This window comes from Actinotalea ferrariae (genome assembly GCF_019733465.1).
Classification (GTDB): domain Bacteria; phylum Actinomycetota; class Actinomycetes; order Actinomycetales; family Cellulomonadaceae; genus Actinotalea; species Actinotalea ferrariae_A.
This window is the reverse complement of sequence record NZ_JACVQL010000132.1, coordinates 1-18,905: the sequence shown is the minus strand read 5'-3', so window position 1 is coordinate 18,905 and position 18,905 is coordinate 1. Positions and strand designations below refer to the sequence as shown.

At 74.4% G+C, this 18,905-nt stretch carries 19 protein-coding genes and 1 pseudogene; 13 read left to right on the top strand and 7 right to left on the bottom strand.

Features of this window, described 5'->3' with window-relative positions; all coding sequences use genetic code 11:
• The 5 genes and pseudogenes from ICW40_RS11345 to ICW40_RS11325 all read left to right on the top strand — a co-directional run.
• Positions 1 to 194: pseudogene (locus ICW40_RS11345) on the top strand (hypothetical protein); the annotation flags it as partial.
• Positions 191 to 2,014 carry a murein biosynthesis integral membrane protein MurJ gene (gene murJ / locus ICW40_RS11340; RefSeq protein WP_221653989.1) on the top strand — a complete coding sequence of 608 codons (1,824 nt, stop codon included), beginning with the start codon at positions 191 to 193 and terminating at the stop codon, positions 2,012 to 2,014. The pseudogene ICW40_RS11345 and the gene murJ, both read left to right, overlap by 4 nt.
• Positions 2,011 to 3,168, top strand: a complete 1,158-nt coding sequence (locus tag ICW40_RS11335; RefSeq protein WP_221653988.1) for a glycosyltransferase family 4 protein — start codon at positions 2,011 to 2,013, stop codon at positions 3,166 to 3,168. The genes murJ and ICW40_RS11335 overlap by 4 nt, the downstream gene beginning before the upstream one ends.
• An 11-nt stretch (positions 3,169 to 3,179) precedes the next feature.
• Positions 3,180 to 4,850, top strand: a complete 1,671-nt coding sequence (locus tag ICW40_RS11330; RefSeq protein WP_221653987.1) for a CTP synthase — start codon at positions 3,180 to 3,182, stop codon at positions 4,848 to 4,850.
• Positions 4,847 to 5,458 carry an NUDIX domain-containing protein gene (locus tag ICW40_RS11325; RefSeq protein ID WP_221653984.1) on the top strand — a complete coding sequence of 204 codons (612 nt, stop codon included), beginning with the start codon at positions 4,847 to 4,849 and terminating at the stop codon, positions 5,456 to 5,458. Before ICW40_RS11330 ends, ICW40_RS11325 begins: the two co-directional genes overlap by 4 nt.
• Before the next feature lie 12 nt (positions 5,459 to 5,470).
• Here the strand turns inward: ICW40_RS11325 and ICW40_RS11320 are convergent, their stop codons facing one another.
• The 4 genes from ICW40_RS11320 to ICW40_RS11305 all read right to left on the bottom strand — a co-directional run bounded on the left by ICW40_RS11320 (position 5,471) and on the right by ICW40_RS11305 (position 9,247).
• Positions 5,471 to 6,259 (bottom strand): DinB family protein, encoded by a 789-nt coding sequence (locus ICW40_RS11320; RefSeq protein WP_221653982.1) that lies wholly within the window; start codon positions 6,257 to 6,259, stop codon positions 5,471 to 5,473.
• A 133-nt stretch (positions 6,260 to 6,392) separates the two neighbouring features.
• Positions 6,393 to 7,340, bottom strand: coding sequence for a COX15/CtaA family protein (locus ICW40_RS11315; protein WP_221653980.1), 948 nt, complete (start codon positions 7,338 to 7,340; stop codon positions 6,393 to 6,395).
• A 120-nt stretch (positions 7,341 to 7,460) separates the two neighbouring features.
• Positions 7,461 to 8,297, bottom strand: coding sequence for an ABC transporter permease (locus tag ICW40_RS11310; protein ID WP_221653978.1), 837 nt, complete (start codon positions 8,295 to 8,297; stop codon positions 7,461 to 7,463).
• On the bottom strand, positions 8,294 to 9,247 hold the full coding sequence (locus ICW40_RS11305) for an ABC transporter ATP-binding protein (protein WP_221653976.1): 954 nt from the start codon (positions 9,245 to 9,247) through the stop codon (positions 8,294 to 8,296). The genes ICW40_RS11310 and ICW40_RS11305 overlap by 4 nt, the downstream gene beginning before the upstream one ends.
• 183 nt (positions 9,248 to 9,430) lie before the next feature.
• On the opposite strand from ICW40_RS11305, the gene ICW40_RS11300 reads away from it, so the two are divergent.
• From ICW40_RS11300 to ICW40_RS11265, 8 genes are all read left to right on the top strand, one after another.
• Positions 9,431 to 10,303, top strand: coding sequence for a helix-turn-helix transcriptional regulator (locus tag ICW40_RS11300; RefSeq protein ID WP_308121755.1), 873 nt, complete (start codon positions 9,431 to 9,433; stop codon positions 10,301 to 10,303).
• Entirely contained in the window at positions 10,300 to 11,730 is a 1,431-nt protein-coding gene (gene sufB / locus ICW40_RS11295; protein WP_308121754.1) for a Fe-S cluster assembly protein SufB, read from the top strand. Before ICW40_RS11300 ends, sufB begins: the two co-directional genes overlap by 4 nt.
• A 65-nt stretch (positions 11,731 to 11,795) precedes the next feature.
• On the top strand, positions 11,796 to 13,130 hold the full coding sequence (gene sufD, locus ICW40_RS11290; RefSeq protein WP_221653975.1) for a Fe-S cluster assembly protein SufD: 1,335 nt from the start codon (positions 11,796 to 11,798) through the stop codon (positions 13,128 to 13,130).
• Positions 13,127 to 13,465, top strand: a complete 339-nt coding sequence (locus ICW40_RS11285; protein ID WP_221653973.1) for a non-heme iron oxygenase ferredoxin subunit — start codon at positions 13,127 to 13,129, stop codon at positions 13,463 to 13,465. Before sufD ends, ICW40_RS11285 begins: the two co-directional genes overlap by 4 nt.
• 10 nt (positions 13,466 to 13,475) lie before the next feature.
• Positions 13,476 to 14,231, top strand: a complete 756-nt coding sequence (gene sufC / locus ICW40_RS11280) for a Fe-S cluster assembly ATPase SufC (RefSeq protein WP_221653972.1) — start codon at positions 13,476 to 13,478, stop codon at positions 14,229 to 14,231.
• 88 nt (positions 14,232 to 14,319) lie between these two features.
• Positions 14,320 to 15,645 carry a SufS family cysteine desulfurase gene (locus tag ICW40_RS11275; protein ID WP_221653971.1) on the top strand — a complete coding sequence of 442 codons (1,326 nt, stop codon included), beginning with the start codon at positions 14,320 to 14,322 and terminating at the stop codon, positions 15,643 to 15,645.
• Positions 15,642 to 16,127, top strand: coding sequence for a Fe-S cluster assembly sulfur transfer protein SufU (gene sufU, locus ICW40_RS11270; RefSeq protein ID WP_221653970.1), 486 nt, complete (start codon positions 15,642 to 15,644; stop codon positions 16,125 to 16,127). The genes ICW40_RS11275 and sufU overlap by 4 nt, the downstream gene beginning before the upstream one ends.
• The gene (locus ICW40_RS11265) at positions 16,124 to 16,471 is read left to right on the top strand and encodes a metal-sulfur cluster assembly factor (RefSeq protein WP_260459102.1); all 348 of its coding nucleotides are present in this window, start codon (positions 16,124 to 16,126) and stop codon (positions 16,469 to 16,471) included. Before sufU ends, ICW40_RS11265 begins: the two co-directional genes overlap by 4 nt.
• A 23-nt stretch (positions 16,472 to 16,494) precedes the next feature.
• On the opposite strand, the gene ICW40_RS11260 is transcribed toward ICW40_RS11265, so the two are convergent.
• Genes ICW40_RS11260 through ypfJ form a run of 3 tightly spaced genes read right to left on the bottom strand, consistent with a single transcriptional unit; the run spans position 16,495 to position 18,710 of the window.
• Positions 16,495 to 17,304, bottom strand: coding sequence for a cytochrome c oxidase assembly protein (locus ICW40_RS11260; protein ID WP_221653969.1), 810 nt, complete (start codon positions 17,302 to 17,304; stop codon positions 16,495 to 16,497).
• A gap of 15 nt (positions 17,305 to 17,319) precedes the next feature.
• Entirely contained in the window at positions 17,320 to 17,784 is a 465-nt protein-coding gene (locus tag ICW40_RS11255; RefSeq protein ID WP_221653967.1) for a DUF2243 domain-containing protein, read from the bottom strand.
• Between the two features lie 50 nt (positions 17,785 to 17,834).
• Positions 17,835 to 18,710: a KPN_02809 family neutral zinc metallopeptidase gene (ypfJ, locus tag ICW40_RS11250; protein WP_221653965.1), complete on the bottom strand. Its 876-nt coding sequence runs from the start codon at positions 18,708 to 18,710 to the stop codon at positions 17,835 to 17,837.
• Positions 18,711 to 18,905: the final 195 nt, after the last annotated feature.

Below are 18,905 nucleotides of genomic sequence, written 5' to 3'. Positions count from 1 at the left end.
ACGCGCTGGGCGCCGTCGTCGGCGTGGCCGCAGCCGCCGCGCTGCCGCGCCGCGGCCGTCTCGTCGCGCTCGCCGGCGTGGTCGCGCTGACGCTCGCGAGCGAGCGCGTGAGCTTCACGGCCGTGATCGAGCGGACGCCTTCTCTGCGTGCGCTCGACACCTGGGGACGGCGGCCGCCGGACCGGACGGCGTGAGCCCCGCCGCGCGGCGGGCCCTGACCGGGATCGCCGGCGCGGCCGCCCTCATCGCGGGCATCACCGTGCTGTCCCGCGTCCTCGGGTTCGGCCGGTGGCTCGTGCAGTCGTACGCGGTCGGCCAGACGCCGACGGGGACGGCGTACGCGACGGCGAACCTCCTGCCCAACGTGCTGTTCGAGGTCGTGGCCGGCGGCGCCCTGGCAGGCGCCGTCGTGCCGTTGCTGGCCGGACCGCTGAGCCGGGGGAGCCGCGCCGACGTCGACCGCATCGCCTCGGCGATGCTCACGTGGGCGGTCGTCGTCCTGGTCCCCGGCTCGGTGCTGCTCGCCGTCTTCGCGCGGCCGCTCGTCGGCCTCTTCTTCGGCCCGACGGACAGGACCGCGGACACGGTCGACCTCGCGGCGCACCTGCTCGTGGTGTTCGCGCCGCAGGTCGCGCTCTACGGCATCGGCGTCGTGCTCACCGGGATCCTCCAGGCGCAGCGGCGCTTCGCCTGGCCCGCGGCCGCGCCGCTGCTCTCGAGCGCCGTCGTCATCGTCAGCTACCTGGTCTTCCGCGCGCTGGCCGTCCAGGCCGTCGAGGACCCGGCCGCGCTGCCCCCCGACGCCGTGGCGTGGCTGGGCTGGGGCACGACGGCCGGCGTGGCGGCCATGAGCCTTCCGCTGCTCGTGCCCGTGCTGCGCTCGGGCGTGCGCCTGCGCCCCACGCTGCGCTTCCCCACGGGCGTGGCGCGGCGCGCGCGGCACCTCGCGCTCTCGGGCCTCGGCGGGCTCGTGGCCCAGCAGGTCGCCGTCGTCGTGACGATCCGGCTCGCGAACGCGCGCGGCGACCTCGGGACCATCAACCTGTTCCAGTACGCGCAAGCCGTCTACCTCCTGCCGTACGCGGTGCTCGCGGTGCCCCTCGCGACGGCGTCCTTCCCGCGCATCGCGGAGCACCACGCGCGTCGGGACGACGACGCGACCCGCCGGCTCGTCGCCGCGAGCACGCGCGCGGTGCTCCTCGTCGCGGCCGTGGGCGCCGCTGCGCTCGCCGCGGCCGCACCCGCCGTCGCGCGGGTGTTCATGGCGACGGACGCGAGCGAGGACAGCGGGGACATCGCGGCGATGGGTCCCGCGCTCACGCTCCTCGCGCCGGGTCTCCTGGGCTTCGCGCTGCTCTTCCACCTGTCACGCGTCCTGTTCGCCCTCGAGCGCGGGCGCGCGTCCGTGACGGGTGTCGCCGCCGGCTGGCTCACGGTCGCCGCCGGCTCGGTGGTCGCCGTGCTCGTGCTCGCCCCCGACGGCGGCGACGGCGCCGCGACGCTGGCGGGCCTGGCCATCGGCAGCACGGTGGGCATGGTCGTCGCCGGCGCGCTCCTGCTCGTCCTCACCGCACGGGCCGCGGGCCACGGCGCCGCCGCGGGGCTCGGACGGACGCTCGTGGTCGCCCTCGCCGCCGCCGCCGTAGGGGCGGGTGCCGGGCGGTTCGCGTCCGACGCCGTGCTGACCGTGAGCGGCTCGGTGGGGGTCGCGGTCCTCGGCGGTGCCGTCGGCGGCGTGGTCGCGGCCACGATCGTGCTCGCGGCGGCCGTGGCTCTCGACCGCGGCACGCTCCACGGCCTCCGCCACACCGGTGCGGCCCGTCCGGACGCGGACGACGGCGTGGCGCTGGCCGGCGGGTCGGTGGCACTCGGCCCGGCGGCAGCCGTGGGCGCACCGGTCGTGCTGCCGGTCGACGACGCCGAGCGGGACGATGCTGAGCGGGACGACGCCGGGCGCCACGATGCTGAGCGGGACGACGACGACCACGAACGACCGGAGCGAGGACAGGCATGAGTGACGCGAGCCAGCACGCTGCCACCACCCCGAGGAGCGGGGGCGCCCGCGGGCCCCGGGTGCTGCAGGTGCTGGGCTCGAGCGCGGGCGGGGTCGCACGCCACGTCGCCGAGGTCGCGCGGGGCGGGGCCGCACGAGGCGCGAGGGTGGCGGTCGCAGGACCGGCCGAGCTCGCCGGGCAGATCGCCGCGCCGGGCGTGCCGTACCTGCCCGTCGAGATCAGCGACCGCCCGGGACCCGGCGACGTCGTCGCGCTCCGGCGGCTGAGGGCTCTCGTCGCCACCGCCGACGTCGTCCACGCCCACGGGCTGCGCGCCGGCGCGCTCGCCGTGATCGCCGCTCGCGCCGTCCGGCGCGGCCCTGCCGTCGTCGTGACGCTGCACAACCTGCCGGTGGGCGGGCGCGCCGTGCGCGGTGTGGCAGCCGCGCTCGAGGTGGTCGTCGCGCGCGGTGCGCACACCGTGCTGGGCGTCTCGGGCGACCTCGTCGAACGGGCCGCGCGCCGGGGTGCTCCGCGCACCGAGCGCGCTCTCGTGCCGGCGCCGCCGCACCGGGCCGCATCGGCGGGTCCGGGCGAGGTGCGGGCGGCGCTCGGGATCGGCGACGACGTGGCGCTCGTCCTCACCGTCGCGCGGCTCGCGCCGCAGAAGGGTCTCGACCTGCTGTGCGACGCCGCGGCGCTCCTGCGCGGCACCGACGTGCTCTGGGTCGTCGCCGGGGACGGTCCCCTCGCCGGTGAGGTCGAGCGCCGGAGCCAGGCCGAGTCCCTGCCGGTGCGGCTGCTCGGGAGGCGCTCGGACGTGCCCGACCTGCTCGCCGCCGCCGACGTCGTCGTCAGCACCGCACGGTGGGAGGGGCAGCCCCTGGGGGTGCAGGAGGCGCTCGCGGCCGGAGCCGCGGTGGTGGCGACGGACGTGGGCGGCACGCGGGAGGTCACGGGCGACGCCGCGGTGCTCGTGCCGACCGACGCGCGGGCCGTCGCGGAGGCGGTGCGCGAGGTGCTGAACGACACCGCCAGGAGCGCCGGGCTGCGCGCGGCAGCGCTCGAGCAGGCCGCGCGGCTCCCTGCCGCCGAGGACACCCTCGACCAGCTCGAGCGGGTGTGGCGCGCGGCCGTCGGCGCGGGCGGCTCCGGGACGCGTCAGGTCGGGTAGAGTGGAAGCCCGTGGCAGAGCGAGCAAACCGACTCTCCGGGCGGTCGGACAACACGACCCGGCACATCTTCGTCACCGGAGGCGTCGCCTCCTCGCTCGGCAAGGGGCTCACCGCCTCCAGCCTGGGCCGACTCCTCCGCTCCCGTGGCCTGCGCGTCACGATGCAGAAGCTCGACCCCTACCTCAACGTCGACCCCGGGACGATGAACCCGTTCCAGCACGGTGAGGTGTTCGTCACCGAGGACGGCGCGGAGACGGACCTGGACATCGGTCACTACGAGCGGTTCCTCGACGTCCCGCTCACGGGTCAGGCGAACGTCACGACGGGGCAGATCTACTCGTCCGTGATCGCCAAGGAGCGGCGCGGCGAGTACCTGGGCGACACGGTGCAGGTCATCCCGCACATCACCGACGAGATCAAGGCGCGCATGCGCGCGCAGGCCGGGCCCGAGGTCGACGTCATCATCACCGAGATCGGCGGCACCGTCGGCGACATCGAGTCGCAGCCGTTCCTCGAGTCCGCCCGGCAGGTCCGCCACGACCTCGGCCGGGACAACGTCTTCTTCCTGCACGTCTCGCTCGTGCCCTACATCGGCCCCAGCGGCGAGCTGAAGACCAAGCCGACCCAGCACTCGGTCGCCGCCCTGCGCTCGATCGGCATCCAGCCGGACGCCCTCGTGCTGCGCGCCGACCGGCCCGTGCCCGAGTCGACCAAGCGCAAGATCGCGCTCTTCTGCGACGTCGACGCCGAGGCGGTCGTCATGGCGGCCGATGCGCCGAGCATCTACGACATCCCGCGCGTCCTGCACGGCGAGGGCCTGGACGCGTACGTCGTGCGCCGTCTCGACCTGCCGTTCCACGACGTCGACTGGGCCAGCTGGGAGCGGGTGACGCACGCCGTCCACCAGCCCTCGACGTCCGTCGAGATCGCGCTCGTCGGCAAGTACGTCGACCTGCCCGACGCGTACCTGTCCGTCACCGAGGCGATGCGTGCGGGCGGCTTCGCCAACGACGCGCGCGTCGACATCCGCTGGGTCCCGTCCGACGACTGCGAGACGCCCGAGGGGGCGGAGCGGGCGCTGTCCGGCGTCGATGCGGTCCTCGTCCCGGGCGGCTTCGGGGTCCGCGGCATCGAGGGCAAGGTCGGCGCGCTCACGTGGGCGCGGACGAAGGGCGTGCCGACGCTCGGCATCTGCCTCGGCCTGCAGGTCATGGTCATCGAGTACGCGCGGACCGTGCTGGGCCTCACCGGCGCGTCGTCGTCCGAGTTCGACCCCTCCACGGAGCACCCCGTGATCGCCACGATGGCCGAGCAGCTCACGATCGTCGGCGGCGAGGGCGACATGGGCGGCACGATGCGGCTCGGCTCGTACGAGGCCGTCCTCACCGCGGGCTCCGTCGTCGCCAAGGCGTACGGCAGCGACCGCGTGGAGGAGCGGCACCGGCACCGGTACGAGGTGAACAACGCCTACCGCGAGCAGCTCGAGGAGGCCGGCCTCGTCGTCTCGGGCGTCTCCCCGGACTCCTCGCTCGTGGAGTTCGTCGAGCTCCCGCGCGAGGTGCACCCGTACTACGTGGCGACGCAGGCGCACCCGGAGTTCCAGTCGCGGCCGACGCGTGCGCACCCGCTTTTCGCGGGCCTCGTGCAGGCCGCGCTCGAGCGCCGCGCCGAGGCGCGATGACCGCCTCGCGCTCGCCGCTCGCCGACGTGCCGGTCGAGCGGCCGGTCGTGCACGCCGAGACGGTGCTGGACGGCATGGTCTGGGACGTCGTCCGCGAGACCGTGGACCTCGGTGAGGCGGGCACGGTGCGCCGCGAGTTCGTGCGCCACCCCGGTGCCGTCGCGGTCATCGCGCTCGACGACGAGGACCGCGTGCTGCTGCTCAGGCAGTACCGGCATCCCGTGCGCAGCGAGCTGTGGGAGCCGCCCGCCGGCCTGCTCGACGTGCCCGGCGAGGACCTCCGCGAGGCCGCCGCCCGGGAGCTCGCCGAGGAGGCGGACCTCGTCGCCGGCTCGTGGTGGGTGCTGCTGGACTACTTCACAACCCCCGGGGGGAGCGACGAGGCGATCAGGGTGTTCCTCGCGCGCGACCTGAACCCCGTGCCCGACGACGAGCGGCACGAGCGCGAGGGCGAGGAGCGCGACATGGAGCTGCGCTGGGTCCCGCTGGACGAGGCCGTCGCCGCCGTCCAGGCGGGCGTGATCCGCAACCCGTCGGCCGTCAACGGCCTGCTCGCCGCCGCCGTCGCGCGGGCCGGCGGCTGGACGGGACTGCGGCCGGTCGGCTGACCGCGCCGGGTCTCAGCCGGGACCCACCCCGCCGTCGCGCGCCTCGAGCACCGCGAGGTCACGGACCGCGAACCGCCGGTGCTCGGAGTGCTCGCGCAGCAGCGTGGTGACGCACTCGCGCAGCGTGCGCTCCTCGACGCCGTCGGGAGGCTCGAGGACCGCGCTGCGGGGCGTGTCCAGCTTCTCGTCGCGGAGGCCGCCGAGCACCTCGCGGAAGCGCGCGCGGCGAGCCGCGTGGACGGCAAGCGCGTCCGCCGCCGTGGGGTGCGCGGCGGGGTCCAGTCCGAGCGCCTCGGTCGCCGCAGGTGCCATGTCGGTCGGCGGGAGCCCGATCGGGTCGTTCGGCGCGGGCTCGCCGAGGATCATCCGGCCCACCCAGGTGTCGACGGCGAACACGAGGTGCCGCACGGTCTCGACGAACGACCACTCGTCGTCGACCCGCTCGTGGAGCACCGCCTCGGGCAGGCGGCCTGCCCGCTCCACGGTGCCGTCCCAGAGGCGCTCGAGCTCCGCCCAGGCCGCCCGCAGCTCGTCGGCCGAGCGTGCGGCGCGCACGACGACGCGTTCGGGGTGCCTACGGTCGAGCTCCTCTCTCACGTAGGCGCTGACGTCGACGTCGTCCACGTGCACCGTCCCGACGCTCCCGTCGAAGCCCGTGATGCGCAGGTCGTCGACCCACGAGCTGGCGATCCGGACCGAGGCGAGGTTGCAGTCGCGGAAGCGTGCGCCGCTGAGGTCCGCCCGCCGGAAGTCCGCACCGCGGAACGTCGCCGTGTCGCTGTAGGTGCTCTGCTCGGTCATCGTGCGGTCCTCCACGTCGTCGTGGGCGCCGGGGCAGCCGGCGTCAGGCCGACGGTAGTCGTAGGACCGGACGATCGGCTTCCGGATGGAGGAGCCGATCGGCACGGGCCGGATACGTCCGCAGCGGACGTGGTCAGACGCGCACGCGCTGGGAGAGCGTCTGCCGCACCTGGGCGATGACGAGCAGGCTCGCACCGATCATGTGGATCCCCACGAGCACGACCGGCAGGCCGGTGAAGTACTGGACGTAGCCGACCGCACCCTGCGCGAGGGTCGCGAGGAGCAGCACGACGGCGGCCCGGCGCACCTCCGCCGAGGTCGGCAGGCCGTCGGCGACCCGCCTCGTCAGGACGACGACCGCGACGACCGCCACGACGTAGAGCCAGACCGACGCGGAGTGCGCGCGGGCCACGGCCACGGGGTCGAGCGCGAAGCGATAGGCGACCTCTTCGTCGCCCGAGTGCGGACCCGACCCGGTCGTGATCACGCCGAGGACCAGCACGAGGGCGAGCAGGGGGACGAGCGCTCGGCCGACCAGCCGTGCGGGCGCACCCACGGTGGCGACCGGGGCGCCGTCGCCCTCGCGATCGCGCAGCAGGAGCGCGGTGGAGGCGGCGACGAGCGCCATGGAGACGAGGAAGTGCACCGCGACGACGCCGGGGTGCAGGTCGACGAGCACCGTCACGCCGCCGACGACCGCCTGGACGACGACGCCGAGGAGCGGGACCAGGCCCAGCCGGCGGTAGCCGGGCGAACGGTCCGACCGCTGCCACGCGACCCAGGCGGCGGCGATCGCGAGCACAGCCAGCACCCCGGTGAGGGTGCGGTTGCCGAACTCGACGAAGGGGTGGAACGTCGCGGCCTCGTGCAGCACCGGGGTGAACTCGCCCGGCTCGCACTGGGGCCACGTCGAGCAGCCGAGGCCCGAGCCCGTGAGCCGGACGGCGCCGCCCGTGCCGACGATGAGCACCTGCGCGACGAGGTTCGCCACGAGGGCACGTCGGCGCCAGACGGGCGACGGGTCCCGCCACGAACCGGTCGAGGAGGTCGGTGCCGGTGCGGGGGCCGTCGTGCTGCTCACGGTCCCACGGTAGTCGCCGTCGGCGGCCGCCCGGACGGCGGGCGTGCCCGCCCGGGGGTGGCGCTGCTCACGAACCCTCGGGACGCGCCGGTCCGAGGCTCGCGGAGGGCAGACGTGCGGTCAGGACCAGCGGAACGTGCGCGCCACGAGGGCGGAGAGGACGGCGGTCCACGCGGCGAGCACGACGAGCGGCACGATCGGCAGGCCGTCACCCCCGAGCGCAGCCCGCAGTGCCTCGCCGAGCGCTCCCGACGGCAGCAGCGCCGCGACGTCGCCGAGCGGACCCGGCAGCATCGAGACCGGGAGGACGACGCCCCCGCCGGCGAGCAGCAGCACCCACAGCAGGTTGGCCACGGCCAGGACCGCCTCGGCGCGCAGCAGCCCGGCGACCAGCAGCGCGAGCGAGGTGAACGCGGCCGTGCCCAGGAGCAGGGCGAGCAGCGCCCCCGGGACGCCGGCGACGTCCGGCCGCCAGCCGAGAGCGAGCGCCGCACCGGCGAGCACGGTCAGCTGGAGGAGCTCGAGCGCGACCACGCCGAGCACCTTGCCCGCGACGAGCCCGCCCCGGCCCAGCGGTGTCGTCGCGAGCAGACGCAGCACGCCGTTGCGCCGGTCGAAGCCGGTCGCGATCGCCTGGGACGTGAAGGCCGTCGACATGACCGCGAGTGCGAGGACGCCGGGCACGACGAGCTCGACGCGGTCCCCGGGGCCGAGGTCGACGAACGTCGTTCGGGTCAGCGCGACGAGGATGAGCAGCGGCAGGACGAGCGTGATGACGAGCTGCTCCCCGTTGCGCAGGACCGTGCGGACCTCCGCGAGCGCCTGCGCGCCGACGCGGCGGGCGACGGGCGCCGCCACCTGGTGCCCGTCCACCACGAGCCCGTGGCCGTCGGCCACGGGCCCGTCCGCCGCGTGCCGGTCGGGCGTGCGCGCCGCGGTCGTGGGGTCGTCGCTCATCGCAGCCGCCGTCCGGTGAGGTCGAGGAAGACGTCCTCGAGCGTGCGCTCGCCGGCCGAGAGCGACGTGACGAGCGCCCCGCGCCCCGCGGCCCACCCGGTCACGGCGTGGACCAGCGCCGGGTCCGCCGCGGCCACGACCTCGAGCGTGCCGGGGACCGCCGACGGCGCCGACCGGACCTCGGCCGGGCGACCGGCGTCTGCGAGCGCCGCGGTGAGGGAGGGGGCGTCGTCGTCCGTCGTCGGGCGCACGACGACGCGCAGCACGTCGTGCGCGCCCACGAGCTCGGCGGTGGTCCCGGCCGCGATGACACGACCGTCGTCGACGACCACGACGTGGTCGGCGAGCGCCTCGGCCTCGGCGATCTGGTGCGTGGTCAGGACGATGCTCGTGCCCGCCTCACGCAGCTCGCGCACGAGGTCCCAGACCGCGAGCCGTGCCTGCGGGTCCATGCCCGCGCTCGGCTCGTCGAGGAAGACGACGTCGGGCCGCCCGACGACGGCCGCGGCGAGGGCCAGGCGCTGGCGCTGACCGCCCGAGAGCCGCCGGACCTGCGTGCGCGTGAACGAGCCGAGGCCCAGGCGCTCGCCGAGCTCGCCGAGGTCTCGCGGCCGGGCGTACATCGCCGCGACGTGGCGCAGCGCCTCGCCCGCGGGCACCGTGCTCGGCAGGCCGCCGTCCTGGAGCATCACGCCGACCCGCGGGCGCAGGTGACGTGCGTCACGCACGGGGTCCAGGCCGAGCACCCGCACCCGCCCGGCGTCCGGACGGCGCAGGCCCTCGCAGCACTCGACGGTCGTCGTCTTCCCGGCACCGTTGGGGCCGAGGAGCGCCGTGATGGCTCCCGCGGGGGCCGCGAGGTCGACGCCGTGGACGACCTCCGTGCGGCCGTAGCGCTTGACGAGCCCGTCGACGGCGACCGCGACGCGCGGGGACGGGGCAGGGGGCACGAGCGGGAAGTCTAGGTGCGGCACCGGGACGGCCTCGCACCAGGTGAGGCGTGCCTTCGTTGCACGGAAGGATTTCGGCAACAAGGATGTTGTCTATATCGCGGCCACTGCCGCGCGCCGTCCCGGCCCAGGCCGGGGAGCACCGCTGGACACACCCGCCCGACGAGCCCGAGGAGGTCAGACGTGCCGACAGTCCCCTCGTCCGTGCTCGAGCCTGCTCCCGCCCGGACCGGCCGTCCGACCGCGGCGCCCGCGATGGACGACCCGGCCGAGCAGACCACCCGCCGGCGCATCCTGCGCCTCGTGGTCGAGGACGGCCCGGTCTCCGTGGTCGAGCTCGCGCGCGACCTGGACCTCACCGCCGCGGGCGTGCGCCGCCACGTCGGCGCGCTCGAGGAGGCCGGCGAGATCGTCGTGCACACCGCTGCCGTCGCCGGTGCCCCCCGCCGGGGCCGCCCGGCGCGGCGCTACGTGGCGACCGAACGCGGTCAGGCCGCGCTGAGCAACGCGTACTCGGACCTCGCGGCCCAGGCGCTCACCTTCCTCACGCAGGTCGCGGGTGCCGAGGCCGTCGAGCAGTTCGCGCAGCGGCGCGTCGCGGACCTCGAGGCGCGTCTCGGCGACCTCGGCGTCGCCGCGGACGCGTCGACCCAGGACCGTGTCGCAGCCCTCGCCGCGGGGCTCGCGGGGGAGGGCTACGCCGCCTCGGCGCGCCCCGTCCCCGGCGGCCGCGCCGTCCAGCTCTGCCAGGGGCACTGCCCCGTGCAGGACGTGGCCGCGCAGTTCCCGCAGCTGTGCGAGGCCGAGACGAGGCTCTTCTCGCGGATGCTCGGTGTCCACGTCCAGCGCCTGTCGACGCTCGCGTCGGGCGGGCACGTGTGCACGACCCACGTCCCCGTGCTGCCGACGACGCCGGCGAGCGCAGCGGGTGCCGGAGCCGCGACCGCGGACGCCACCCCGACCAGCCCTACCAGCACGACGCACGAGACCAGCACGACCACGCAAGCACCAGGATCCGACCGTCCCGCACGCGGGACCGTGGAGGGAACACGATGAGCGCACCCACCGAGCCCATGACCACCGACGAGGCGATCATCGCGTCGATCGGCAGCTACGGGTACGGCTGGCACGACAGCGACGCCGCAGGCATGTCCGCCCAGCGCGGCCTGTCCGAGGACGTCGTCCGCAACATCTCGACGCTCAAGAACGAGCCCGAGTGGATGCTGAAGACGCGTCTCAAGGCGCTCCGGCTGTTCGAGAAGAAGCCCATGCCGAACTGGGGCTCCGACCTGTCGGGCATCGACTTCGACAACATCAAGTACTTCGTGCGCTCCACGGAGAAGCAGGCGACGTCGTGGGACGAGCTGCCCGAGGACATCAAGAACACGTACGACCGCCTGGGCATCCCGGAGGCCGAGAAGCAGCGCCTCGTCGCCGGCGTCGCGGCGCAGTACGAGTCCGAGGTCGTCTACCACCAGATCCGCGAGGACCTGGAGGAGCAGGGCGTCATCTTCGTCGACACCGACACGGGCCTGCGCGAGCACCCGGAGATCTTCGAGCAGTACTTCGGCTCCGTGATCCCGTCCGGCGACAACAAGTTCGCGGCGCTCAACACGGCGGTGTGGTCGGGCGGCTCGTTCGTCTACGTGCCGCCGGGCGTCCACGTCGAGATCCCGCTGCAGGCCTACTTCCGGATCAACACGGAGAACATGGGCCAGTTCGAGCGCACGCTGATCATCGCGGACGAGGGCTCGTACGTGCACTACGTCGAGGGCTGCACCGCGCCGATCTACTCGACCGACTCGCTGCACTCCGCGGTCGTCGAGATCATCGTCAAGAAGAACGCCCGGGTGCGCTACACGACCATCCAGAACTGGTCGAACAACGTGTACAACCTCGTCACCAAGCGTGCGACGGCGGCCGAGGGCGCGACCATGGAGTGGGTCGACGGCAACATCGGCTCGAAGGTCACGATGAAGTACCCCGCGATCTACCTCATGGGTGAGCACGCCAAGGGCGAGACGCTGTCGATCGCCTTCGCGGGCGAGGGTCAGCACCAGGACGCGGGCGCCAAGATGGTGCACGCCGCGCCGCGGACGTCGTCGTCGATCATCTCGAAGTCCGTCGCCCGTGGCGGCGGCCGGACGTCCTACCGTGGCCTCGTCCAGGTCCTCGAGGGTGCCGAGCACTCCGCCTCGACCGTCCTGTGCGACGCGCTGCTCGTGGACCAGATCTCGCGCTCGGACACCTACCCCTACGTCGACGTCCGCGAGGACGACGTCTCCATGGGCCACGAGGCGACGGTCTCCCGCGTGAGCGAGGACCAGCTCTTCTACCTCATGTCCCGCGGCATGGCGGAGACCGAGGCCATGGCGATGATCGTGCGCGGGTTCGTCGAGCCCATCGCGCGCGAGCTGCCCATGGAGTACGCGCTCGAGCTCAACCGGCTGATCGAGCTGCAGATGGAAGGCTCCGTCGGCTGATGGCCGACGGCTCCCACGCAGCACCAGCCCCACCTGACCCGAACCGAGAGGCCCCCACCACAGACATGGCCACCGACCTGACGACCGACCACAGCCGGGCCGTCGCCGACGGAGCGCACACGCACGGCACGGGCGGCACGCCCGAGACGTCGCGAGCGGCGCGCCGGACGTCGTTCGACCTCGCCGACTTCCCCGTCCCCACCGGCCGTGAGGAGGAGTGGCGCTTCTCGCCGGTCAGCCGGCTCGCGCCGCTCTTCGACCGCGCGGGCACGGGCCTGACCGGCACGGCCACGCAGGTCACGGTCGTCGAGGCCCCGGAGGTCCAGGTCGAGATCGTCGGGCGCGACGACGCGCGCCTCGGCACCGCCGGCAAGCCCGGCGACCGGACCGCCGCGGCGGCCTGGAGCTCGTTCCGCGAGGCGACGGTCGTCACGGTCCCGGCCCAGGCCGTGGCCTCGGCCGCGACCAGCGTGCGCGTCGAGGGCCTGCCGGTCGCCGACTCGGCCGACGGTCTGCCGGAGGCGTCGGCCGTGCACCTGCTGGTGCACGCCAAGCCGCTCAGCGAGGCCGTCGTCGTGATCGACCACATCGGTCGCGTCGACCTCACGGAGACGGTCGAGGTCGTCGCGGAGGACGGCGCGCACCTCACGGTCGTGTCCATCCACGACTGGGCCGAGGGCTCGGTCCACGCCGCGTCGCACCGGATGCGCCTGGGCCGCGACGCCTCGGTCAAGCACATCGTCGTGACCCTCGGCGGTGACGTCGTGCGCGTCACGCCGGACGCGGAGTTCACGGGCGAGGGCGGCTCGGTCGAGATGCTCGGGCTGTACTTCGCCGACGAGGCCCAGCACCAGGAGCACCGGCTCTTCGTCGACCACGCCGTACCCTCGTGCCGCTCGCGCGTCACCTACAAGGGCGCGCTGCAGGGCGCGGGCGCGCACACGGTCTGGGTGGGCGACGTGCTCATCCGCGCGAACGCCGAGGGCACCGACACCTACGAGCTCAACCGGAACCTCGTGCTCACCGACGGGGCGCGTGCCGACTCGGTGCCGAACCTCGAGATCGAGACCGGGCTCATCGAGGGCGCCGGCCACGCTTCGGCGACCGGTCGGTTCGACGACGAGCAGCTCTTCTACCTGCGTGCGCGCGGCATCCCCGAGGCCGACGCCCGTCGGCTCGTGGTGCGCGGCTTCTTCGCCGAGCTCGTGCAGCAGATCGGGCTGCCCGAGGTCGAGGAGCGGCTCATCGGCGCGATCGAGGCCGAGCTCGAGAAGAGCATGTCGGCGCTGCAGTCGGCCGCCGGTGCGCCCGCGCCCGCCGGTCCCGTCGGCGTCCCGGGCACCGTGACGGACTCCGAGGCGCCCGACGTCTCGGCGAACAACCCGGTGATCTTGGCATGAGCGCACAGCTCGCCTGCATGGTCGACGACGTCGAGCCGGGCTCGGCCCTGCGCGTCGAGCTCGAGGGCGAGTCCGGCCCCGTGGAGGTCGCGGTGGTCCGCGACTCCGAGGGTGCCTGGCACGCCATCAGCGACATCTGCTCGCACGGCCAGGTCTCCCTGTCCGACGGCGAGGTCGACGGCTGCACCATCGAGTGCTGGCTGCACGGCTCGACGTTCGACCTGCGCACCGGTCAGCCCCTCGCGCTGCCCGCCACCCGGCCCGTCCCCGTCTACCCCGTGACCGTCGACGGCGAGCGTGTGCTCGTCGACATCGACGTCACCGCGAACGTCTGAGGAGAACCGCATGACCACGCTCGAGATCCGCGACCTGCACGTCAGCGTCGAGACCAAGGAGGGCCCCAAGCCGATCCTCCGTGGCGTCGACCTCACCGTCCGCAGCGGCGAGACCCACGCGATCATGGGGCCCAACGGCTCCGGCAAGTCCACGCTCGCGTACTCGCTCGCGGGCCACCCGAAGTACGAGATCACGTCGGGCACCGTGCTCCTCGACGGCGAGGACGTCCTCGCGATGAGCGTCGACGAGCGCGCCCGCGCAGGCATGTTCCTCGCGATGCAGTACCCCGTCGAGGTGCCGGGCGTCAGCGTCTCCAACTTCCTGCGCACCGCCAAGACGGCGATCGACGGCGAGGCGCCCGCCCTGCGTCACTGGGTCAAGGACGTGCGTGGCGCCATGGAGCAGCTGCGGATGGACCCGACGTTCGCCGAGCGCAACGTCAACGAGGGCTTCTCGGGCGGCGAGAAGAAGCGCCACGAGATCCTCCAGATGGAGCTCCTCAAGCCGCGGATCGCGATCCTCGACGAGACCGACTCCGGTCTCGACGTCGACGCGCTGCGCGTCGTCTCCGAGGGCGTCAACCGCGTGAAGTCGACCGGGGAGGTCGGCGTGCTTCTCATCACGCACTACACGCGCATCCTGCGCTACATCGAGCCCGACTTCGTCCACGTCTTCGTGGACGGCCGGATCGCCGAGGAGGGCGGCCCCGAGCTGGCCAACCGCCTCGAGTCCGAGGGCTACGACCGGTTCCTCACCAAGGCCTGACGTCGCGCCGGCCGGCGGTGCCCGCACCGCCGGCCTGGCCGACCGCGCCCACCGCCCGAGACCAACGCCCGTCAGCCGGAGGGACACCATGACAGCCACCCTGGAGCCGCGGGCCGCCGAGCCCGCGCACGTGCTGACACCCGCCGAGCTCGCGGCGGTCCGCGCGGACTTCCCGCTGCTGACCCGCACGGTGCGCGGCGGTCGCCCGCTCGTCTACCTCGACTCTGGCGCGACGTCCCAGAAGCCGGACGTCGTCCTCGACGCCGAGCAGGACTTCTACCTGCAGCGCAACGCCGCCGTGCACCGCGGTGCGCACCAGCTCGCCGAGGAGGCGACCGAGGCGTTCGAGCAGGCGCGCCAGGAGGTCGCGGACCTCGTGGGCGCCGACGTCGGCGAGATCGTGTGGCAGACCAACGCGACCGCGGGTCTCAACCTCGTCGCGTACGCCATGTCGAACGCCTCGCTCGGGCGCGGGGGAGCGGCCTCGCGCCGGTTCGCGATCGCCCCGGGCGACGAGGTCGTGGTGACCGAGGCCGAGCACCACGCGAACCTCGTGCCCTGGCAGGAGCTGTGCGCGCGCACCGGCGCCACGCTGCGCTGGATCGGTGTCGACGACGACGGACGGCTCCGCACGGACGAGCTCGCGACCACCGTGACCGAGCGCACGAAGGTCCTCGCGTTCACCCATGCGTCGAACGTCACCGGGGCCGTGACGGACGTCGCCGCGTTCGTCGCCCGGGCCCACGAGGTGGGCGCCCTGACCGTGCTCGACGCGTGCCAGAGCGTGCCGCACCTGCCCGTCGACCTGCACGAGCTGGGCGTCGACTTCGCCGCCTTCTCGGGCCACAAGATGCTGGGGCCGACGGGCGTGGGCGCGCTGTACGGGCGCCGCGAGCTGCTCGAGGCCATGCCGCCCGTGACCACCGGTGGTTCGATGGTCGAGGTGGTCACCATGGAGACGACGACGTACGCGCCGCCCCCTCAGCGGTTCGAGGCCGGGACGCAGATGGTCGCCCAGGCCGTCGCGATGGGCGCGGCCGCACGCTACCTGCGCGACCTCGGCATGGACGCGGTCGCGGCGCACGAGCGGGAGATCGCCGGCCTGCTGCTCGACGCGGTGGCCGCGGTGCCGGGCGTGCGCGTCCTCGGTCCGACGGAGAACCGGGACCGCCTCGCCGCGGTGTCGTTCGTGGTCGAGGGCGTGCACGCGCACGACGTCGGCCAGGTGCTCGACGACGCGGGCGTCGCCGTCCGCGTGGGGCACCACTGCGCCCAGCCGCTGCACCGCCGCTTCGGCGTCGCGGCGACGGCGCGCGCGTCGGCCGCCGTGTACACGACGCCGGAGGAGGTGGCCGCCTTCGGGGCGGCGCTCGCCTCCGTCCGGCCCTTCTTCGGACTGGGGGACGGCGCATGAGCAGCCCGATGGAGCAGCTCTACCAGCAGCTCATCCTCGACCACGCCAAGTCGCCGCACGGCCGCGGCCTCGCCGACGGCCACGCGGCCGAGTCGTTCCAGGTCAACCCCACGTGCGGTGACGAGGTCCGCCTCCGCGTGCACCTGGCTGGCGACGCCGTCGAGCGCGTGAGCTGGGAGGGCCAGGGGTGCTCGATCTCCCAGGCCTCGGTCTCGGTGATGTCGGAGCTCGTGAGCGGTGAGCCGGTCGCGACCGCCGAGGAGCTCGGCGAGACGTTCCGCCGGCTCATGCACGCACGCGGCGAGGGCCTCGACGAGGAGTCCGAGGACCGCCTCGGCGACGCGACCGCGTTCACCGGCGTCGCGCGCTACCCGGCTCGCATCAAGTGCGCCCTGCTGGGATGGTCGGCGCTGCGTGACGCGTTGATCCAGGCAGGCCACGCGGGTACGCCCGCCGCACCACCCACCGAGGAGGACGCATGACCACGACCACACCGGGCTCCGCCCCGATGCCGATGCCGCCCACCGCGGCGGACGTCGAGGAGGCCCTGCGGGACGTCATCGACCCGGAGCTGGGCATCAACGTCGTCGACCTCGGCCTGATCTACGGGGTCGCGCTCGACCAGAACAACCACGCGGTGATCGACATGACGCTCACCTCGGCGGCGTGCCCGCTCACGGACGTCATCGAGGACCAGTCGGCGACCGCGCTCGACGGCGTCGTGGACGGTTTCCGGATCAACTGGGTCTGGATGCCGCCGTGGGGTCCCGAGAAGATCACCGACGACGGCCGCGAGCAGCTGCGGGCGCTCGGCTTCAACATCTGACCGTCGGCCTCACCCTCTGACCGTCATCGGAGCGGTACCGCCGGCGCGGACGGCGCCGTCGGTGCCGCCCGGGCCGACCGGCCGGCCCGGGTGCCGCCGCGGCGGTACCACCAGGCGAAGAGCGCGACGGCGAGGAGCAGCTCCGCGCCGTCGCCGCCGTAGTACATCGCCTGGGCGGCGTCCGTCATCGCGGCGCCGTGGTGGGTGCCGTCGGCATGCGTCCGGACCGCGTCGGCGTAGAGCAGCTTGGCGAGGAAGGCGTGCGCACCCGCGGCGACGACGAGGGTCGCCACGCGCACGGTCGTCCCCGGCCGGCGCGGCGCCGGGTCCGGCCCGGCGATCGCCCACGTGTACAGGCACCCCGCGAGCAGCAGGTGCGCCAGCACCAGGCCGTGGACCACGGTGCTCGACCTGGTCAGCTCGTAGAGCGGCGTGAGGTAGAGCGCGAAGAGCCCGCCCGTGCTGAGGGCGGCTGCGGTGACCGGGTGGCTCAGCGCGTGCACCGGCCGGCTCCGCAGCACGCGGACCAGCGGCACGGCCGCGGCGCGGGGTGCCGAGCCCAGCACCAGCGTGAGCGGGGCGCCGAGCACGAGCCCTAGCGGGGCGTACATGCCGAGCAGCAGGTGCTGCGCCATGTGCGCGCCGTGGTCGTGCTGCGCGTGCTCGGCCAGGGGAGGGCTGAGCGCGACCCCGACGAGCACGGCCCCGACCAGCCACGCGACGGTGCGCAGGCCGCTCCACGGGCGCAGGTGGGCCGGGCGCGCGAGCAGCGCCCCGAGGTACCCGGTCGCCAGGACGGCCGACGTCGCCGCGGCGGGCCACCAGGTCGTCATCGCGAGAGCCCGGCGTCAGCCGGTCGCCCGGCCGCGCAGCGCGCGGCCCGCACGCCGTGTCACGACGGCGCCCGCCGCGAGCAGCACCAGTCCCGCCGCGTTCCACGCCAGGTCGTAGGGCAGCAGGTCGACCCCGTAGCGGACCTGGTGGAGCTGCAGCAGCTTGTGGTCGACGAGACCGTCGAAGAGCTGGAAGCCACCCGCACCGAGCAGGGCCCCGCCGGACGCCGACGCCCGCGCGAGCCGGCCGGACCGGCTGAGGTCCGCCACCAGGAACACGCCCGCGACCAGCATGACGAGCTCGGCCGCGTGCAGGAGACCGTCCGAGAGCAGGGCGACGTCGGGCGTCGCGCGGTCGTAGAAGTGGTGCCAGCCCAGCAGCTGGTGGAAGACGATCTCGTCCACGGCCGCCATCACCGCGACGCCGAGCAGCACGCCCGTGCCGACCGACCGCCGGTGGTCCGGCACCGTCGCGGTCATGGGCGGTCGGTGGCCGGGGCCCGGCGGCGTGTTGCGGCGACCACGGCCGGTCAGAGCTCGGCGGCCGCGAAGGTGTCGCACGACGCGGGGTCGACGGACTCGTACCCCGTCGTGAACCAGCGCTGACGCTGCTCGCTCGACCCGTGCGTCCACGTGTGCGGGTTCACCCCGCCACCGGACTGCTCCTGGATGTGGTCGTCGCCCACGGCCTCGGCCGCCGAGAGAGCGTCGGCGAGCTCGTCCTGCGTGATGGGCTCGAGGAACACCGTGCCCGTGTCCGGGTCCACCTGCGTCGAGGCCTGCCCGGCCCACACCCCGGCGAAGCAGTCGGCCTGCAGCTCGACGCGCACGGAGTCCGACGTCGGCCCGCTGGCCTGGCGGTCGGCCCGGTCCATCACACCGGTGATCGTCTGGATGTGGTGGCCGTACTCGTGCGCGGTCACGTACATCTCGGCGAGCGGGCCGCCCGAGGCGCCGAACCGGCTCTCGAGCAGGTCGTAGAAGCCGAGGTCCAGGTAGATGCCCTGGTCCGGCGGGCAGTAGAACGGGCCGGTCGACGCGGACGCGTTGCCGCACCCGGTCGACGTCGCCTCCTCGAAGATCCACACGTCGGGCTGGACGAACTCCATGCCGGCCGCCGGCACCGCCTGGGCCCAGTAGGCGTCGAGGGACTGCACCGTCGCCGACAGGCGGCACTCGCGCGTCGTGTTCGCCTCCTCGGCGGAGCACTCGCCGACGGTTCCCTGCTCCTCCTGGCCGGCGCCCCCGCCCGAGACGCCTTCGAGCGCCGGACCGACGTTGATGCCGGTGAACTGGTAGATGAGGAACGCGACGATCGCGAGGCCGGCGCCGCCGCCCGCGATCGCGCCGCCGCGGCGCGTGCCGACACGGCCGCCCTCGAAGCTCCCACCCTCGTTGAAGGTCATGGCCGTCACGGTAGTGCGGCGGGTGACGCCCGGCCCGTCGAGCCGGGCCTCCCTCCGGGCGGGGACGGCCGTCGCCGGGAGGGACGCGTCAGTCGGCGATGCCGCGCGCCGCGAGCGCGTCGCCCGTGCGCCGTGCTCGCCCGACGGCGCGCACGGCGGCGGGCACGAGGACCGCACGGGGGTCCCGCTCCAGCC

Coding starts and splice junctions, on each gene's coding strand:
- ICW40_RS11335 (WP_221653988.1), top strand. CDS start 2,011: ATGAGTGACGCGAGCCAGCACGCTGCCACCACCCCGAGGAGCGGGGGC.
- ICW40_RS11325 (WP_221653984.1), top strand. CDS start 4,847: ATGACCGCCTCGCGCTCGCCGCTCGCCGACGTGCCGGTCGAGCGGCCG.
- ICW40_RS11320 (WP_221653982.1), bottom strand. CDS start 6,259: ATGACCGAGCAGAGCACCTACAGCGACACGGCGACGTTCCGCGGTGCG.
- ICW40_RS11310 (WP_221653978.1), bottom strand. CDS start 8,297: ATGAGCGACGACCCCACGACCGCGGCGCGCACGCCCGACCGGCACGCG.
- sufB (WP_308121754.1), top strand. CDS start 10,300: ATGAGCGCACCCACCGAGCCCATGACCACCGACGAGGCGATCATCGCG.
- sufD (WP_221653975.1), top strand. CDS start 11,796: ATGGCCACCGACCTGACGACCGACCACAGCCGGGCCGTCGCCGACGGA.
- ICW40_RS11285 (WP_221653973.1), top strand. CDS start 13,127: ATGAGCGCACAGCTCGCCTGCATGGTCGACGACGTCGAGCCGGGCTCG.
- sufC (WP_221653972.1), top strand. CDS start 13,476: ATGACCACGCTCGAGATCCGCGACCTGCACGTCAGCGTCGAGACCAAG.
- ICW40_RS11275 (WP_221653971.1), top strand. CDS start 14,320: ATGACAGCCACCCTGGAGCCGCGGGCCGCCGAGCCCGCGCACGTGCTG.
- sufU (WP_221653970.1), top strand. CDS start 15,642: ATGAGCAGCCCGATGGAGCAGCTCTACCAGCAGCTCATCCTCGACCAC.
- ICW40_RS11265 (WP_260459102.1), top strand. CDS start 16,124: ATGACCACGACCACACCGGGCTCCGCCCCGATGCCGATGCCGCCCACC.
- ICW40_RS11260 (WP_221653969.1), bottom strand. CDS start 17,304: ATGACGACCTGGTGGCCCGCCGCGGCGACGTCGGCCGTCCTGGCGACC.
- ICW40_RS11255 (WP_221653967.1), bottom strand. CDS start 17,784: ATGACCGCGACGGTGCCGGACCACCGGCGGTCGGTCGGCACGGGCGTG.
- ypfJ (WP_221653965.1), bottom strand. CDS start 18,710: ATGACCTTCAACGAGGGTGGGAGCTTCGAGGGCGGCCGTGTCGGCACG.